Source organism: Roseobacter sp. (genome assembly GCF_045106495.1).
GTDB lineage: Bacteria > Pseudomonadota > Alphaproteobacteria > Rhodobacterales > Rhodobacteraceae > Roseobacter.
In genome coordinates this window covers 265,460-283,818 of the sequence record NZ_JBGCEQ010000003.1, presented here as the reverse complement: position 1 = coordinate 283,818, position 18,359 = coordinate 265,460, and the positions used below count along the sequence as shown (strand labels likewise).

General features: G+C 54.5%; 14 protein-coding genes. 6 read left to right on the top strand and 8 right to left on the bottom strand.

Annotated elements, in window-relative coordinates:
* Nucleotide 1 precedes the first annotated feature (1 nt).
* From AB8B75_RS03295 to AB8B75_RS03275, 5 genes are all read right to left on the bottom strand, one after another.
* Nucleotides 2-1,015, bottom strand: a complete 1,014-nt coding sequence (locus tag AB8B75_RS03295) for a branched-chain amino acid ABC transporter permease (RefSeq protein WP_405359809.1) — start codon at nucleotides 1,013-1,015, stop codon at nucleotides 2-4.
* A gap of 132 nt (nucleotides 1,016-1,147) precedes the next feature.
* Nucleotides 1,148-2,023 carry a helix-turn-helix domain-containing protein gene (locus tag AB8B75_RS03290; RefSeq protein WP_405359807.1) on the bottom strand — a complete coding sequence of 292 codons (876 nt, stop codon included), beginning with the start codon at nucleotides 2,021-2,023 and terminating at the stop codon, nucleotides 1,148-1,150.
* Between the two features lie 153 nt (nucleotides 2,024-2,176).
* Entirely contained in the window at nucleotides 2,177-3,607 is a 1,431-nt protein-coding gene (locus AB8B75_RS03285) for an aldehyde dehydrogenase family protein (protein WP_405359805.1), read from the bottom strand.
* Nucleotides 3,604-4,668, bottom strand: coding sequence for an iron-containing alcohol dehydrogenase (locus AB8B75_RS03280; RefSeq protein WP_405359803.1), 1,065 nt, complete (start codon nucleotides 4,666-4,668; stop codon nucleotides 3,604-3,606). Before AB8B75_RS03280 ends, AB8B75_RS03285 begins: the two co-directional genes overlap by 4 nt.
* 86 nt (nucleotides 4,669-4,754) lie before the next feature.
* Nucleotides 4,755-6,023, bottom strand: a complete 1,269-nt coding sequence (locus AB8B75_RS03275) for an ABC transporter substrate-binding protein (protein ID WP_405359801.1) — start codon at nucleotides 6,021-6,023, stop codon at nucleotides 4,755-4,757.
* Between the two features lie 277 nt (nucleotides 6,024-6,300).
* On the opposite strand from AB8B75_RS03275, the gene AB8B75_RS03270 reads away from it, so the two are divergent.
* The 6 genes from AB8B75_RS03270 to AB8B75_RS03245 all read left to right on the top strand — a co-directional run bounded on the left by AB8B75_RS03270 (nucleotide 6,301) and on the right by AB8B75_RS03245 (nucleotide 15,087).
* Nucleotides 6,301-7,428: an efflux RND transporter periplasmic adaptor subunit gene (locus tag AB8B75_RS03270; protein ID WP_405359799.1), complete on the top strand. Its 1,128-nt coding sequence runs from the start codon at nucleotides 6,301-6,303 to the stop codon at nucleotides 7,426-7,428.
* Nucleotide 7,429: 1 nt separating this feature from the next.
* Nucleotides 7,430-10,588 carry an efflux RND transporter permease subunit gene (locus tag AB8B75_RS03265; protein WP_405359797.1) on the top strand — a complete coding sequence of 1,053 codons (3,159 nt, stop codon included), beginning with the start codon at nucleotides 7,430-7,432 and terminating at the stop codon, nucleotides 10,586-10,588.
* 536 nt (nucleotides 10,589-11,124) lie between these two features.
* The gene (locus AB8B75_RS03260) at nucleotides 11,125-12,063 is read left to right on the top strand and encodes a sugar ABC transporter substrate-binding protein (protein ID WP_405359795.1); all 939 of its coding nucleotides are present in this window, start codon (nucleotides 11,125-11,127) and stop codon (nucleotides 12,061-12,063) included.
* Nucleotides 12,064-12,162: 99 nt separating this feature from the next.
* The gene (locus AB8B75_RS03255) at nucleotides 12,163-13,245 is read left to right on the top strand and encodes an ABC transporter permease (protein WP_405359793.1); all 1,083 of its coding nucleotides are present in this window, start codon (nucleotides 12,163-12,165) and stop codon (nucleotides 13,243-13,245) included.
* A gap of 10 nt (nucleotides 13,246-13,255) precedes the next feature.
* Complete coding sequence (locus tag AB8B75_RS03250; RefSeq protein ID WP_405359791.1) at nucleotides 13,256-14,032, top strand: ATP-binding cassette domain-containing protein; 777 nt, start codon at nucleotides 13,256-13,258, stop codon at nucleotides 14,030-14,032.
* A 53-nt stretch (nucleotides 14,033-14,085) separates the two neighbouring features.
* Nucleotides 14,086-15,087 (top strand): LacI family DNA-binding transcriptional regulator, encoded by a 1,002-nt coding sequence (locus AB8B75_RS03245; RefSeq protein ID WP_405359789.1) that lies wholly within the window; start codon nucleotides 14,086-14,088, stop codon nucleotides 15,085-15,087.
* 33 nt (nucleotides 15,088-15,120) lie between these two features.
* Here AB8B75_RS03245 and AB8B75_RS03240 read toward each other — a convergent pair whose 3' ends face one another.
* Genes AB8B75_RS03240 through AB8B75_RS03230 form a run of 3 tightly spaced genes read right to left on the bottom strand, consistent with a single transcriptional unit; the run spans nucleotide 15,121 to nucleotide 18,265 of the window.
* Nucleotides 15,121-16,254, bottom strand: coding sequence for a Gfo/Idh/MocA family protein (locus tag AB8B75_RS03240; RefSeq protein ID WP_405359787.1), 1,134 nt, complete (start codon nucleotides 16,252-16,254; stop codon nucleotides 15,121-15,123).
* 11 nt (nucleotides 16,255-16,265) lie between these two features.
* On the bottom strand, nucleotides 16,266-17,156 hold the full coding sequence (locus AB8B75_RS03235) for a sugar phosphate isomerase/epimerase family protein (RefSeq protein WP_405359785.1): 891 nt from the start codon (nucleotides 17,154-17,156) through the stop codon (nucleotides 16,266-16,268).
* A gap of 11 nt (nucleotides 17,157-17,167) precedes the next feature.
* The gene (locus AB8B75_RS03230) at nucleotides 17,168-18,265 is read right to left on the bottom strand and encodes a Gfo/Idh/MocA family protein (protein WP_405359783.1); all 1,098 of its coding nucleotides are present in this window, start codon (nucleotides 18,263-18,265) and stop codon (nucleotides 17,168-17,170) included.
* Nucleotides 18,266-18,359 lie beyond the last annotated feature (94 nt).

The window sequence follows — 18,359 nt, the reverse complement described above, 5'->3', positions numbered from 1 at the left end:
CTCAAGACCGTCCCATCAGGCCCTGAGGCCGGAATGCCAGTACGATCACCATGATCAGGAAGGTCAGGACAACAGCATAGGTCGGGAAATAGACGGACCCGAATTGTTCCGCCAGACCGATCAGAAGTGCGCCCAATGCTGCACCCGGGATTGACCCCATACCGCCCACGATCACCACCACGAGGGAGGCCAGCAAGAAGCGAATATCCTCGCCGGGTGCCACGGACTGAAAAGTCCCGCCCACAACGCCCGCAATACCGGCCAGACCGGCACCAAAGGCGAAAACGCCAACAAACACCAATTGAATACGCGACCCGGTGGCCGAAAGCATATCGCGGTCATCAACCCCTGCACGGATCATCATGCCGATGCGGGTTTTGTTTAAAGCCAGCCACATGCCCACGCCCACCACCACAGAGGCCGCAAAAATCACGATGCGTACCATCGGGTACTTCATGTAAATCAGCTCACCCGAGGAGCGTTTCACACCGGTGACGAAAAACGTCTCTAGCGGTCCCGACAGCCATTTAGGTGGCGAAATGTTGAAAAAATCCCCACCAAACCCCCAAAGCATCAGATCTGCCATCACAATGGAAATACCAATGGTCACAAGAGTTTGACGCAAATCGTCCCCTTCCATGCGGCGAAAGATCAGGATCTGGAGCAATACACCGAAAAAGGCGACGACGATGAATGCGACCGGGAAAGCCAGAAGCCACATACCGGTTCCATCAGCCACGTAGAAACCGACGTAGCCCCCCAACAAATAGAGCGAGCCATGAGCCAAATTCACGTTTCGCATCAAGCCGAAGATCAGCGTGAACCCAGAGGCCACGAGGAAATAGAGACCGCCAAGGGTGATGCCGTTAAAGAGCGCGTTCAGGAAGACTTTCTTGCGGCCGATGACGTCGATTAGCCCCGGTGGCCAAATGGCAAAGATCAGCCATAGCAGGACCGCCGCTACGACAACCAGCACAGCGGTCCACCATGGGTGCGTCTGGGCGAAATCCCTCACAGGTATACCTTTGGCACACGCTTACCGCGAGCAGGCTTGCTGCAATACAGACAGATCAATGATGTCCTCCCTACGCGCCGGTTCAAGTCAAAAGACTGCGGCGTCCTTTGCAACAGGGTAGTGCGAGAAGGGCTAACTCGGCATACCTGAAAGTCTTGTCGGTTGGCCCATCATCGCAAAAGTGGAGCCGCTGACATGGGCCACGCGCCGGTATTCACTTGGCGCGATCCCGACGTTTGACGAGAAAAATCGCGTGAAGCTGGCTTGGCTCGAAAAACCGAGATCAAAAGCAATATCGGTGACTGTTTTGTCGGTGGTCAAAAGATCGTCGATGGCTTGTTCTGAGCGCAGCGTGTTCATGTAGACGCTTGGCGTGACGCCCAATTGCTGTTTGAATAACTTGAAGAAATGCGGCCGCGACAGTCCAACCGTGCGTGCCAGTTCTTCCATCTCCACATCTTCCGTCATTCGCTCCTGCATCACGCGCAAGGATTTACGTACGCGAAAATCGCTGAACCGACCGCTTACATTGCGCATCTGGCTGTCGTTGGTGTTTTTCCACGACCAGTCGAAGCATTCCCGGGTTAGGCAATAGAGCAGGTTATCAAATTGCGAATGCACTTCTTCTTCCAAAAGATGTGCAGTTAGGCGTTTGGTCAGGTCCGAAATCGCAGGTGTGATCCTGAGGCGTGTAGATCCAAAATTCAGTGCATATTCGGCTGACACACTGTTCTCTAGAAACCACATTGGCTTGATGTAAAGCGTTAGACAGATCGTTTCGCCGTTTTCAAGCTGGTTGTAGCTGTGCGGCGCCCACGGGCTGACTGCAGTGGCGAACTCAGGGTTGTTCGGATGGGTCTCATCGGACACGGTCACCGAGTTGGGCGTGCCGTCGACGTAAAAGATCAAATGCCCCTCGCGGTGGGCATGCGTAATGATTGGTTTGTTCAGTTTGTAGAGGGCGGCGCGGCCGAACTCTCCATGTGAAACTGCGATTGCATGGCTCATGATGTCCTCCCAAACATCAGCCAGCACCTCTTGTCCGGGCGCTTGACTGACCCACAGTGCGGCACAGATGACGATCAATAAGCAAGTGTTTACGCGCAAAAATCATACTTTGAGATATTTAAGGAGATGCTGCGCAGGCTTCGACACAAGCCTTTAGGGAGCGGTATAGGCGGTTTTGACCGTCGTAAAAAACTCGCGCGCATGGCTGCCTTGCTCGCGCGGGCCATAGCTGGAAGCTTTGCGCCCTCCAAAAGGAACATGATAGTCCACGCCCGCGGTGGGCAGGTTTACCATCACCATGCCAGCCTCGGCTTTACGCTTGAAATCACTGGCATATTTCAGGTTGGTGGTACAGATGCCCGCCGATAATCCATAGGTGCTATCATTGGCCACGTGAAGCGCCTCTTCATAGTCCCGCACCCGAATGACAGAGGCGATCGGACCGAACACCTCTTCGGTATTTATCCGCATCTCGGGAACTGTTTCGGTAATCAACGCGGGTTCGAGGAAGAATCCCTGAGTCTCATGGGTCATACTCGAGTTACCGCCGCGCAAAGAGCCCCCCTGACGGCAAGCGATGTCGATGTATTCGAGATCTTGTGCCAACTGAGTCGCATCCACGACGGGCCCGATCTGGGTATCGGCGGCCAGAGCATGCCCGACTTTCAGACCCCGCATGCGTTGGCTCAGACCATCGACAAAACGACCGTGAATTTCCTGTGTGACGATCAGACGCGAGGATGCGGTGCAACGTTGGCCTGTTGAGTAAAAGGCGCCGTTCAAAGCCGCTTCGATCGCGACATCCAAATCAGCGTCGTCCAAGACAACCAACGGGTTTTTCCCACCCATTTCGAGTTGCATTTTGCGCATATGTGTCACGCAGGCCTGGGCCACCCGCGCACCGGTGGCTTGTGACCCTGTGAAGGTGATGGCATCTATGCGAGGATCGTCCAACATGGTCTGACCAACCACGGAACCGGGACCCATTACCAGATTAAGTACGCCTTCAGGCAACCCGGCGCGGTGCAGAATGTCAGTGAGTTCCCAAGCGCTGCCCGGCACCAGTTCAGCCGGCTTGAACACGACTGTGTTGCCAAAACAAAGTGCGGGTGCGATTTTCCAAGCGGGTATCGCCACGGGAAAATTCCATGGTGTAATAACACCCACAACACCTATTGGTTCGCGGGTGATTTCCACACCAATACCCGGCCGTACGGAAGCGACAATTTCACCGGTTTGGCGCAGCGCTTCGCCTGCAAAAAAATGGAAAATCTGGCCGGCACGCGTGACCTCTGCAATGCCTTCGGACAAGATTTTGCCCTCTTCCCGGCTCAGCAGGGTTCCCAGTTCGTCTTTGCGAGCGATGATTTCGTCACCAGTCGTTTTCAACACATCATGTCGTTCTTGCGGTGTCGAAAACGCCCACCCTTCAAACGCCGCCCGTGCCGCTTGAATCGCGGTTTGAGTTTCGGCCACGCCGGCCTGCGCATATGTATCAATAACATCTGAAATGTCAGAGGGGTTAACATTCTCGACAGCCGAAGAGGTCGTAACGCGTTCGCCTCCAATAAAAAGTGGCTTCAAAACGCGGCCTCCATAATTTCCATGACATCGCCGCCACCTCTTTGCACCGGCAAGGTCAACCGATCCGACAGGTCTTGCGCCACCTGAGCCATGTCACTTCGCGTGACTCCCAGTGCGGACAGCGACTGCGGCATCTGAACATCCTTCAGAAGATGGGCCAGACCTTCCGGCAGATGCGTTCCATCACTGAAATTCAGCATCTTGCGGGCAAGTTCACGTTTTTCCTTGGTCAAAGACTGCGATCGCAATACGCCGGGCAAGAGCAAACTTGCGGCGATATTCGCATTCAAGTCTCCGTGGTGGATGGTTTGCAGAGCCTCGCCAATGACCTGAGCTGGTCCGACACCTTTTTGTTGGCACAACATCGCGTTAAATGCGGCGGCCATGAGATCGCGGCGCACCTCTATGGTTTCATTCTCCAGTCGGGGCAGCATTTGAGTCACCCGGTGCAACCCATCAAGCGCCATGCCATCAGCAGGTGGATTGAAGGCAGCTGACAAATACGCCTCCAAACATTGCACCAGCGTCTTTACGGCCGCACGCTCGCTATCGGCTGGATCGGCGCCCATGGTAACTGTTGGGTCGCAGATCAGAAGAGAGGGTAGACCCGTTCGCACGGAAAGATCGGAAGGAACCTCGTCGGGTCGGCACCCCTTGCGACAAGGACCTGGCAACCCGTCAACGCCGGGTATCGCAAAGAGATCGACTTTGGTCCCAGAAATTCGATCATGCTTCAAAACATGTCGGCACTTACGAGCGTATTCGATCGCTCGAGCAGATCCGTAGGCAATGAGCACATTGGGGGTCTTTTGTCGGGCGCGCTCAAGTACTCCTTGGGCAACATCGGCCTTACTGGTGCCCGCCGCAATAATATAGTGCTCCGGCCGATACGCGCGCGGAAAACTTGAAAACAAACGCTCAGAGAATTCGCTGCCCAATTCTGCCTCTTCCCCGATAATTAGGGGCGCGTCAAAGTGATGGGTCTCGAGCTCTGATCGGAGCGCCTCTTCGAGCACGCCGTCCGCAAAATGGGCGCGCACAGGATATGTGATCAGCGTCATGGTCGGGCACCGCTGGCGGGGAAAGAAAAAGTTGAGAATGACATCCAGGCTGCTAATCGAGCGGCCTGGATGTCAGAGAAGTTTCATCAATAAGATGATTTGCACTCAGGCACATCGCGTCCAGGCAAACCTATGGCATCAAATGCCTCTTTGCTCAGACCTAATGTCTGGGTGACGCCTTCTTTCATTGACACCAATTTGGTGGCCAATGTGCCGTCGTCCTGTTCGAAGACTTCGGTCACGAAGTTTGTTCCAATCGCCTGCCGGTTGCCATCCAATGTGATTTTTCCGTTTGGCGCATCCAGTTCCAGATTGGTCAAGCATTCTCTGAACGCCGCATGTCCGTCACTTAAATCACCGCCAACTTCTCCGACACAGATGTGCATCGCAGTTGTGGCGTTGTAGTAACCGGTGCCCAACAGTGAGGGGCTTGGGAAGCGATCTTCCGGTGCGAAGGTATCCTGATACTTTTTCACATAGGCCTGCCAAGCTTCGTTGTCCCATGTGTCGGCCTGTGGTCCAGAAGAAGGTACACCCACCAAAGCGTCCTTGGCCGATCCCTTCGAGTTCAACACTGTCCCGTCGACCATGATCGAGCCGCCGATCAAGTTCGCGTCACCGCCAGCTTGTTGGTACTGGTTGAGAAAGTTGACAGCATCGCCGCCGCCAAGACCCAGGTAGATCGCGTCAACATCATCCGGCAGAGCCGCGATGATCGAACCGAAGTCTTTTGTCCCGAGTGGTACCCAAAGCCGCTCGGTTATTTCACCGCCTGCAGCGCAATATTCCGTCGCGAACCCGAAGACCTGCGTATAGATGAACGAATAGTCTTCGCCAACTGTTGCAACTGTTTCGTAGCCCTTTTCGTTGAATACATATTCGCCAAGGCCAGCAGACCATTGCGAACCATCCGTGTTAAAGCGGAAAAAGTTCTCTGATGGCGTCACATAGGTGGTTTCCATCGCGCCAGAGATGCCGTTGATAAAGGTAACCTGAGGTTGGGTTTTCGAATAATCCCGGATCGCGATGCCTTCGCTTCCGGACAACGGTCCAAGCACAATATCGACGCCATCCTGCTCGACCAGCTTGCGCGCGCCGCGCACGGCTGAATCCGGTGTGGTATCCGTCGAGGTGATGATCAGCTCAATTTCACGACCCCCGGTTTCATTGCCAAGCGTTGCAAGCGCTGTTTTAAGCCCGCGGATACCATCTTCACCAAGCGCCGTGTAGGTTCCTTCAAGAGTAGCGAGAACGCCGACTTTCAACGGTGCGCTATGACCATCTGCATAGGACGCACTGGCCGCAACAGCAACAAGTGCACCAACAGACAAGCTATTTAAGAACGTTTTTTTCATTGAATCCTCCCTTAGACGAATCCGCTGCACATCACGTGCAGAAATTCTGCTCTCAGCGTTGCAGGCAAACGCAGTTCCGCTGATCTCGCAGAGTGCGGTTGCATATCAATGGGTCTTATTATTATGGCGTGGTGGAGAATCTACGCCGCGCTATTCAAAGAGGGCTTGTGTCCAGAATGATACGTGTTAACGTTTTCCTTGAGTGGCATTCCCTGCTTCTAAGTGGTTGAAAAAATTCACCTTAGGAGACTCGAAAAACAATCAAGCCGGTTGAGCAATGAAAAAATTCGCACGTACATTAGTCGCATTGGTCGCGGTCTTTCTGGCCTCCTCTGTCGGTGCCCAGCAAGGACCACCACCGGTGACGGTGGCGCATCCGGTGGTCAAAACAATCGTCGAAGACGATGAATTCGTAGGGCGTTTTGAAGCGCGTGCGGATGTTTCGGTGCGCGCAAGGGTGACAGGTTATCTGGAAGAAGTGCATTTTGCTGACGGCAGTCTGGTCGAAAAGGGCCAGGTGCTGTTCACGATTGATCAAAGGCAGTTCCGGACTGTGCTTAGGCAATCACAGGCACAAATTGACGTGGCTCAGGCGACATACGACTTTGCCGAAGAGCAATTGCAACGCGCCGAGTCCCTGATTGCCAACGGCAACATTGCACAAAGTTCGCTGGACTCGCGTAGGGAGGCCTATTTGGCGGCGCAAGGTACGTTGGAACAGACCCGCGCTGCGCTTGAGCTTGCGCAGTTGGATCTGGAATACTCGGAAATCAAGGCGCCAATGTCTGGACGCATTGATGAGGCGGAAGTCGATCCAGGCAATCTGGTCCTGGCCAACGACACGATGCTGACATCGATCGTCTCTTCGGATCCGATCTACTTTTTTTTCGATATCGATGAACGTTACTTTTTGGCCTATGCACGCGATGCGCGTGCGCGGGGCGCGACGCTTCAAGAAGGGGGCGGTAAACTTGAAGTGACGGTCTCTGTCTCTGACGAGACGATTCCGCCCCAAAAGGGATATCTCGACTTCTCGGAAAACAGGATTGATGATGAAACCGGCACCATGCGGGTGCGCGCCGTGCTGGAAAACCCGGATGAAATACTGACACCAGGGCTTTTTGGGCGGGTTAACGTGCCCGGATCGCTGCCTTACGAGGGGATACTTGTCCCCGATGCGGCGATTGTTTCCGACCAAAACCGGCGATTGGTGATGACCGTTGATGACGCGGGTAATGTCACGCCGGTACCCGTGCGTCCCGGCCCGAGGATTGACGGCTATAGGGTTATCCGAGATGGATTGGACGGATCGGAAGTTATTGTTATCGAGGGCGTCATCCGGGCACGACCGGGGAGTGTTGTCACACCCGAAATGGTTGAACTGCCACTGATCGCGCAAAACTGAGATGGGCCGATTTTTCGTCAGCCGCCCGATCTTTGCCATCGTCATTGCCGTCATCACGACAATTGTCGGGCTGATTTCCTATACGCAGTTACCGATCGAGCAATACCCAGAGATTGCGCCCCCTTCGATCGTGGTGCGCGCCAATTACCCCGGTGCCGATGCCGAGACAATTGCGGCCACCGTCGCCACGCCATTAGAACAGGAAATCAACGGCGTCGAGGACATGTTGTACCTGTCGTCCTATTCCACGGCGGATGGGTCTATGAGTCTGTCGATCACCTTTGAATTGGGCACAGATCTGGACGCGGCACAGGTGCTCGTGCAAAACCGGGTCGCCATTGCTGAGCCGCGTCTGCCTCAGGAAGTCAGAGCGTTGGGGGTCACGACCACCAAATCTTCGCCTGACCTTATGATGGTCGTGCATATGCTGTCGCCGGATGAGAGCTTCGATCAGCTCTATGTATCGAACTACGCGCGAGCGCGGGTGCGGGATCGGTTGGTGCGACTTGATGGTGTCGGGGATCTTCTGATTTTTGGCGAACGCGAGTTCTCTGCGCGCGTTTGGCTGGACCCTGACAGGCTGGCGTCTCTTGGTCTTACTGCGGGTGACGTTGTTGATGCGTTGCGAGAACAGAATGTTCAGGTGTCTGGAGGTTCGCTGGGTGCGCCCCCAAACGATACCGACAGTGCGTTTCAGGTCACCATCACAACACAGGGCAGACTGGAAAGCCCGCGCGAGTTTGGCCGGGTCATCATAAAGGCCTCGGAAGAAGGGCGTGTGGTACGGGTGCGAGACGTGGCGCGTGTCGAAATTGGCGCGCGTTCTTATGTCAACAATTCCTATCTAAATAACAAACCTGCTGTGGCGCTGGGGATTTTCCAGCGACCAGGCTCTAATGCGCTCGCGTCGGCGGATGAGATCATAGCCGTTATGGACGAATTGGCAGAAGACTTTCCCAAAGGCCTCGAGTACCGCGTCGTTTACAACCCGACAGAATTCATTGCGGCCTCTGTCAACGCAGTCTACGAAACCCTCTTTGAAGCTGTGCTACTGGTGGTCATCGTGATCATCGTCTTTTTGCAAAGCTGGCGGACAGCTATTATACCCCTGCTTGCCATTCCGGTGTCGTTGATCGGGACTTTTGCCGTGATGTTGGCAATGGGTTACACCTTGAACCTGTTGACCCTCTTCGGTCTGATCCTGGCTATTGGTATTGTGGTAGATGACGCGATTGTCGTGGTCGAAAACGTCGAGCGCAACATCGCAAACGGGATGACGCCGCATCAGGCATCTGCGCGCACCATGGAAGAAGTGCAGGGCGCGATCATTGGCACAACGCTTGTCCTTATCGCAGTGTTTGTCCCCGCGGCCTTGGTGCCGGGTATCACCGGGCAGTTCTACCGGCAATTTGCTGTCACGATCTCCGTGGCAACGGTGATCTCCACAATCAACTCACTCAGCCTCTCGCCTGCTCTTGCGGCCAGTGTCCTCAAACCGCATACAACGATCCCGTCCAATAACCCCCTTGCTCGACTGACGACACCTTTGGCCAACGGTTTTAACCGGGGATTTGACAAGCTGACCACGTGGTACGCGAGAGTGGTGACCCTCCTTGTCAGCTCTTCAAAAGCGCTGGCTCTGTCACTCGTGGTGTTTGCCGGGCTTTTGGCATCGACCTATTGGATCAATCAGAAAGTTCCAACGGGCTTCATTCCGGATGCCGATCAAGGCTATGCCATTGTTGTTGTGCAACTGCCGGACGGGGCATCACTGGAACGCACGGACGCCGTGATCCGACAAGCCACCGAATTGGCACTGGACACCCCCGGCGTAACCAACGCTGTCGCTTTTGCCGGGTTTTCCGGGGCAACCTTTACCAACGCCAGCAATCAGGGTGTGATTTTCACCACCTTTGACAGCTTCGAGTCACGCGCCAAAAGTGGATTAAGCGCCGGCGCGATTGTCGGCCAGCTATTTGGCCGTATGCAGTCACTTCGGGAAGCTTTCATCATTGCCATAGCACCCCCGGCCGTACGTGGCGTCGGTAACGGCGGCGGGTTCAAACTGCAATTGCGCGAAAACGAAAGCGCGGACATGTCCCGCGTGTTGGGCACAGCCTATGCCATCATGGGCGCCTCTGCTCAATCGGACCAGGTACAGGGTGTTTTCACAACCTTTTCTGCAGGCTCGCCACAGGTCTATCTGGAAATTGACCGCGTACGCGCACAGATGCTGAACGTCCCAATTGGCGCGATCTTTGAGACCCTGTCGATCAATCTCGGATCTGCCTATGTCAACGATTTCAATGCTTTCGGCAGGCTTTTCCAGGTGCGCGCACAGGCAGATGAACAATTCCGCCTGGAAGAGGCGGATATCTCTGCGTTGAAGGTGCGGTCGGCGACCGGCGCCCTTGTGCCGCTGGGTACGCTCGTCTCTATCGTCGAAACCGCTGGGCCCGCGCTGGTGCAGCGTTACAATCAGCAAGTTTCCGTTCCAGTTCAAGGATCTACTGCGCCCGGTGTTTCAACTGGTGAAGCTTTGATCGCCATGGAGGAAATGGCGGCAGCGCTCATGCCACCGGGGGTTGACTTCGAATGGACGGAACTGGCCTTGCAAGAACGAAACCAAGGTGACACGGCGACCTACATATTTGCGTTCTCGCTGCTCTTTGCATTCCTTTTTCTTGCAGCCCTTTATGAGAGCTGGGCGCTGCCTTTTGCGATCATCCTTGTGGTGCCTTTGTCCGTGTTGGCGGCTTTGGCTGGCGTCATGTTCCGTGGCATGGACAACAACATCCTGACACAGGTCGGTCTGATTGTCCTTGTTGGACTGGCGGCCAAAAACGCGATCCTGATCGTTGAATTTGCCAAACAGGCGCAGGAAGAACGCGGTATTTCGCCGGTTGCCGCAGCCATCGAAGCAAGCCGGTTGCGCCTGCGTCCCATTCTGATGACGGCTTTTGCCTTTATCCTAGGTGTGGTGCCTCTCCTGATTGCGACGGGTCCTGGCTCAGAGATGCGTCAGGCACTGGGGACTGCTGTGTTTTTCGGGATGTCTGGAGTGACCTTGCTAGGCTTGTTCTTTACGCCGGTTTTCTATGTCGCGATCAGACGGATTTTCCCACATAAGATGGTCGTGGCAGAGCAGGCAAAGGGCTGATTACAATAGGTTTCTCATAGTACCGACCAAGGCTTAGCCCGAAACTGACTCAGAAAATTGCGTGTGCTGCCTTTCTGCTTGAAATCGCTCGCCTATCCTCGAGCGTTTATTTGGTTGCTTGCGAAGATCTCTGTTTTACATTTTTTGTTCGTGCGCACAGAAAAAGTAAGATTCGAATGCACGGTGTCCTGCGCTTAAGCCGCTCACTTTGTGCATTGGTGAACGCGACCTGTGCTGATGAATGCTTGGGCGATCTCGAAACTTCCCAGTATTTTCTGATACTTGCTCGTCACAAAAAAAAATAATTGCAACCGGTTGCAAAAAACCGAATAACACGTAGTCTTTGTCATGGAAGTTGGTTGTCAGACGAACGTCAACCATCGATCGTTTTTGGGGAGAGACGGCTGACAACTGGAATTCATCACTTGGGAGCAGCACATGCTACGGGTGATCAGACTTTACCGGCCAAATAAATTCTACGCTGGATAATCCCGGATTTGACACATGCGTGATCCGGGCACGCACTGGGAGGTACTATGAAAAAACTACTTTTGACTGCGGGCATTTCCGCACTGCTTGCAACATCTGCCGTCGCTCAAACCATTGGTGTTTCGGTCGCGCGTTTTGATGATAATGGATTGACCATCATGCGTAACGGTATGACCGACCATGTTGATACACTGGACGGTGTCGATCTTCAGGTTGAGGATGCGCAGGACGATGTGGCCCGCCAACTGGACCAGATCAACAACTTTGTGGCATCGGGCGTCGACGCGATCATCGTGAACGCGGTCGATACAAACGCAACGGATGCCATGTCTGTTGCGGCTGCATCCGCGGGTATCCCGCTGGTCTATGTCAATCGTCAGCCGATCAACATGGACACATTGCCAGATGGTCAGGCGTTTGTGGCGTCAAATGAAGTCGAGTCCGGTACTCTTGCCGCCTTTCAAATGTGCCAGGATCTGCGCGCTCAAGGCAAATCAGGTGGGGCGCAAGCCTATATGCTGATGGGTCAGCTATCGAACCAGGCCGCTGTACAGCGGTCGAAAGACTTCCACGATGTGATCGGCATGGACATGTGCAATTTCATCACGCTGATCGATGAGCAGACCGCAAACTGGTCACGCGATGAAGCGCAGGATATGATGACCAACTGGATTTCTTCAGGTGAGCCTTTCGACGCTGTGTTCGCAAACAATGACGAAATGGCCATTGGTGCTATCCAGGCCATGAAAGCATCAGGTCTCTCGATGGAGGAAATTGTCGTCGGCGGTGTCGACGCAACAGCAGACGCATTGGTTGCCATGCAAGCCGGTGAATTGGATGTGACTGTATTCCAGGACCTCGCAGGTCAAGGCGCCGGCTCGATCGACACGGCGCTGAAACTGGCGGCAGGTGAAGAGGTCGACAAAACTGTCTTCATCCCGTTCAAGCTGGTCACCCCGGAAAATGTCGCGGACTTTTTGAACTAGATCGAATTTCGAAAGTCAAAAGCGTAGGGCGATGCTGCTGCATCGCCCTATCGCGAAATTCAGATCCGGCCACAGGCTATGGCAAATGGGAGAGTGAACATGTCTGACACCTCACACGGGACAGGGGGTTTAAAGTTCGATGCGACGAAGCGGAGCTGGCCAAACGAACTGAACATTTTCTTTGCGCTGATCATCATCATAGCGGTGTTCGAAGTTCTCGGGCAGACGCTTCCCTACATGAACAGTCAAAGCTTCTTGTTCGATACGCGAGACCGCTTTGACTCGATTTTCAACGAAGCGCGACTCCAAATCATTATTTTACAGGTCTCTATCATTGGGATCATCGCTTTGGGTGTGACCCAGGTCATTATTTCCGGCGGAATCGATCTGTCATCTGGCCCGCTCGTGGGTGCGACGGCCATGATCGTGATGTCGTTTGCTCAGACCGAACTGGTCAATGGCAACCCCAATCCCAAAGCTGTCTTTGGGTCCTGGGCCTTCGACTTGCCGGTCTTGATCCCTATTGTCGTCGGCTTGGCCTTCGGCGCATTCATAGGATCCATAAACGGGGCCTTGATCGCTTTCACGCGGATCCCGCCGTTTATAGCAACCTTGGGTATGTTCCTTATTTGCCGCGGGATTGCCCAGGCCTGGACACGGGGCCAACCGGTCTCTTTCCCAACGGAGAGTTTTGCAGCGCTCGGTAAAGGCATGATGCCGGTTTTCTGGTTTCTGATGCTGGCAATTCTGTGCCACATCGTATTGCGATACACGCTTTACGGTAAACACACATACGCTATTGGTTCCAATGAGGACGCAGCGCGGATGTCCGGCATCAACGTCAAGCGTCACAAGGTGCGGGTCTATATGATCGCATCTATGCTGGCTGCATTTGCCGCGGTGATCCTAAGCTCCAAGAACCTGACAGCGCAATCTGGCATGGGCATCTTCTATGAGCTTTATGCGATCGCCATGGCTGTGATTGGGGGCGTGAGCCTGACGGGCGGGCGCGGATCGATTATTGGAACGGTTCTGGGGGCGATGGTCTTTGGTGTCATCCAATCGGGTTTCACCTACATCAAGCTTGATGCCTTCTATCAACTTATGGCGATGGGCGCGATTATCATCAGCGCGGTGGTTTTGGACAAAATTCGCCAAGAACGTTCGGCGTTGCGAAGTTAGGGAGAAAGACATGAGCAATATCATTCTGGAGACCAAAGGCCTTACAAAACACTATGGCGGTGTGCATGCCCTAACTGATGCGAATTTTGTACTGCACCAAGGCGAGCATGTCGCGATCATGGGCGACAATGGCGCGGGTAAATCCACATTTGTCCGTCAGATAACTGGGGTTGAGCAGCGTACAAGCGGCACAATCATGTTTGATGGCCAAGACGTGCATTTCGCCGGTCCGATTGACGCGCGTGAGGCTGGGATTGAAACGGTTTTTCAAACGCTCGCCCTAGCCGATGATTTGGACGTGCCGGACAACTTGTTTCTGGGGCGGGAAAAGACCTGGGCCAATTGGTTGGGCCCGTTTCGTTTTCTGGATTACAAGGCGATGCGAGAAGACACAATTGCCGGATTGAAGAAGACCGCCGTTAAGATTCCAAACATCCGCAATACCATCCGCAACATGTCGGGCGGCCAACGGCAATGCGTGGCGATCGCACGCACGGCAACGTTCCACTCCAAGCTGACGATCATGGACGAACCCACTGCCGCTTTGGGAGTACAGGAAACGGCGCAGGTCGAAAACATTGTACGCACCTTGAAAGAGGCAGGCGAACCCCTGATTCTGATCAGTCACAACATGCGTCAGGTGATGGATCTCGTGGACCGTATTGTCGTTTTCCGGCGGGGTCGGATCGTTGCCAATCTTCGCAAAGAAGAGACCGACGGTCAGGATATCGTAGCTTACATCACCGGGGCGAAGACACAGCCTGAATATGACCTCGAAACCGCATGATCGTTTTCGCCGCAGCTTCGCGTTTAGGTCCGTGGCGGTCTGGGGTCCCCTAGATGGCAGTGACGCTTAAAGAAGTTGCGGCATTGGCGGGCGTATCACGGTCCGCCGTTTCAAGGTTCTTTACCGAAGGCGCATCGGTGTCGCCCGCAACCCGCGCCAAAATCAAGAAAGCAGCAGACCAACTCGAGTATCAGCCCAACGCCCTGGCCTCGTCGCTGACAACAGGGCGCACCAAGTTAATCGGACTGGTCAGCAACAACTTTCACAATCCGTTTTTTCTTGAGGTTTTTGACCTCTTTACGCGCAGCCTGCAGGAGCGTGGTTTACGTCCTTTACTGGTGAATTTGAGCGACGAAACCGATCCTGACAAATCAGTCCGGATGCTCCAGCAGTACTCCGTCGATGCTGTGATTGTCGCATCTTCCACGCTCCCTGTGAGCTTTGCTGAGAGTTTTCAAGCGGCTGGAGTTCCGGTCGTGCACTCCTTTGGACGTTATGCTGAACACCCCAAAGTAAATGTTGTAGGAATAGACAACAAGGAAGCCGGACGAATGGCCGCTCGGGAGTTCATCCGCCGTGGCTACCGTCATATCGCCATGTTGGCGGGTCCCGAAGACGCGACATCCACGCAGGATCGCATGTTCGGGTTTCTGGATGCTTTGAAATCCGAACCAGACGTAAAGGTTTCAACCTCCTTTGCTGCGGCATACTCTTTTGATGCAGGTTGGGACGAGATGCAGCGTCTCATGGCATTGGGGCCATTAGCGGAAGCGTATTTTTGCGGCGATGATGTTCTGTCAATTGGAGTGTTATCTGCGCTGCAAGCGGCGGGCATCCACGTTCCGGACGACGTCGGGTTGATCGGACTTAACGATATGGAAATGGCGCGGTGGCGCAACATCAACCTCACGACAATCCGCCAACCCATATCCGAGGTAATCGGTCTGTCAGTTGATATGGTTTGCACCATGTTGGCGGAGAACGACCCAGTGCCACAGGCACATCTTTTGCCGTGCGAATTGGTCGAACGTGGCACCCTGCGCCCCGTCAAGTGAGGGAGCTGGCCTATACAGCCAACTCTTCACAAGCTAACGCAGCGAAGCTGGCCGTGCATCGACCCAAGTTCCGCCGCCTTTGGCGGAAGCCACACATTGGTGTACCGCTGACATGGACCGTAAACCGTCTATAGCCGTCGGAAAAGCGCCATGTGGTTGTCCTTGGATAGCAGCTGCCAGATCAACGTAAATATTCGCAACGGCCATTGGGAAGCCTTCTGGATGGGCGATGGCGACGCGACTGAGGCGGCTGGCTTCTTCCGATAACTCCGCTTCGCCCTTTTCCATGATCTGGGTACGACCTCCAAGAGGCGTGTAATAAACTTGGTTTGGTTGCTCGGCCCACCACTTCAACCCGCCCGTTTCACCAAACACCTGAATCTCGAATCCATGCTGGCGTCCGATTGCAACGGAAGACGTCCACAAGCGCCCAACAGCGCCTGCTTCCAGGCGGAAATTGACCATTGCGTCATCTTCCAGAACACGACTCGCAATGGTTGATGCAAAGTCTGCCGAGACGGTTTTGACATCGCTGCCAGCAACAAAACTGGCCAAATGCAAGGCGTGAATGCCGCAATCGGCAAACTGACCTGACACGCCCGCCATGGTCGGGTCATAGCGCCAACGGACCCGGGGATTGTCAGCATCACCTGCGTCTCCATGGTGACCGTGGCTGAAGTTCGCAACGATCACGCGCACCTTGCCGATATCGCCCCGGGTCACCATGTTGCGCATTTCGCGCACCATGGGGTAGGCGGAATAGCAATAATTGACGGCGCAGACATTGCCTGTGGACTTGGCAATTGCGACGATCTCCTCGCCTTCTTCAACGGTCATGGTCATCGGCTTTTCACACAGCACATTGAAACCGTTTTCCAGAAAGGCCTTAGTAATTTCAAAATGCGTCGCGTTCGGTGTGGCTACCGTGACCAAATCCACCCGATCCTCACGGCCTTTTTCGCCTTCCAGCATCTCTTTCCAATTGCCGTAGGCGCGGTCGCCTGCAATGCCGAGGCGCTGCGCATAATCTTTTCCCTTACTTGCATCGTGATCCAGCGCGCCAGCTGCCAGAACAAAGTTGCCATCAGCCTGTGCGCCCATGCGGTGCGCTGGTCCGATCTGGCTTCCCTCGCCGCCGCCGATCATACCCCAATTCAGTCGTTTCATCGCACGCCCTTTCAAAAGCCGATGGATTGCAGATATTCGCGGTTGGCACGGGCGTCGTCCGTGGGTGTACCCGGCAGTGTTGGATCGCAATCCTGCTCAACGGTGCACCAGCCATCAAAACCAGCCTGCAGGAGTGTCTCACGCACCATCCGGAAATCGACATCTCCCTGGCCCAGATTGCAAAAAATTCCCTGACCACAGGCTTTGTAAAAGTCTGTGCGATTTGCGACGACATCCGCTTTAACGGCCGGGTCAATGTCCTTGAAGTGCATGTAGCTGATGCGGCCCATGTGACGTTTCATGAAGGCCACCGGATCGAACCCCGCGTAAGAATGGTGTCCGGTATCAAAACAGATCTTCAATGTGTCATCGCTGACTTCATTCAACAGCCGTTCCAATTCCGGTTCAAAATCAACAAACCCGCCGGCATGGGCATGAATGCCCACTGTCAGACCATGATCGACCCCGATCCGCGCCGCTTCGGCAATTCTGTCTCGAAAAGCGGCCCATTCAACAGCGTCCATCTGTTCCGCCTCAGCGGCGCGGCCCGCCGTTGGGGCGCGGCGTGGTGAGATCGAATCAATCAAAACAAGATGCTTTGCGCCATGGGCCTGCAAGGATTTGCAGGTACGCAATGTGCCGTCCAACACATCGTCTTCCCATTTTAAGGCATCATGGAATGGGCGAAAAACAACACCGCCGATTAACGTCAAATCAAATTCATCTAAGGCCTCGCGCAACTCAACCGGGTCTTCCGGCATGAAGCCAACAGGGCCCAGTTCAATGCCTTTGTATCCCGCCTCGGCACACTCCTGTAGAACAGTGCGCCATGCAGGATTGCGAGGGTCCTGAGCAAATTCAACACCCCATGAACAGGGCGCGTTGCCAATGAGAATGGTCATCTTTGGTGTCCTTATGAATGGGAAACGTCTTCCCAACGTCCGCTTTCAGCAGAGCGCAGGGCTGCGTCGGTGACTTGGATGACGCTGAGGCCATCCTGAAAGGTTGGCCAAACCGGTTGTCCCGTGTGAATTGCCGTCAAGAAGTCTTTAGCTTCGATGATGATTTGGTCCTGGTATCCGGTGCCATGCCCGGGGCCCTGGCAAAATGGTTCATAGTCGGGGTGGCTTGGTCCGGTCAGGATCTTTGTAAAGCCGCGAGTGGCATCAGGCCCGTCCATTTTGTAGAGCCACAGAGCATTCTGGTCTTCCTGATCGAAACGGATCGAACCCTTGGTGCCCATGATTTCGTAGGCGTATCCCATTTTTCGACCAGTCGCGACACGGGACGCATATATGTGGCCCATCACGCCAGAAGAAAACCGGCACATCATCTGCATGTGGTCGTCGTTTGTTACAGTGCCACCGGGACGTTTTGCATGGACGGTTTCAATCTCGGCGTTGACGCGATCGATGGGACCCATGAGAGCCAGCGCCGCATTGAAAATATGCGGGGCCAGATCACCGATGCACCCGTTGGCCATGCCATCCGTGCGCCATGTGGTTGGCAGCGCCGGGTCCGCAAGAAAATCCTCAGTCATCTCTGCGCGGAACCATGTCACATCGCCTATCGCGCCTTCTTTCAACAGCTTGCGCGCATATTGGGTCGCAGGTGTGCGGACATAGTTGTATCCGACCATATTCGCATGGCCTTTGGCCGCGGCTGTCATCGCTTTTGCATCTTCCAAAGATGCACCCATTGGTTTTTCGCACAGGACGGGCTTACCAAGTGCAAATGCCAATTCGGCGATCTCGCGATGAAACTTTTGCGGCGTCGCAATAACAACGGCCTCAACCCTTGGGTCTTCAACGAGCTTGCGCCAATCGGAGGTAGCGCGCGCGAAGCCAAAACTGGCGCGGTATTTTTCGGCCGAGGCATCTGACGATGCCGAGATCATTTCTAATCGGGGTCGCAGTGCAGTATCAAAGAGGGCTGCAACCGCGGACATGGCAACCGAATGGGCCTTGCCCATATAGCCGCCACCAACAATCCCAATCCCAATTTCCGCCATTTTGCCCCCTCCCCAGAAAACACTTGCAACCGGTTGCAAAGTTGATACCTTCTGAATCGCCAAGGCTCAAGCGGCAATATGCGTCCATGGCAAT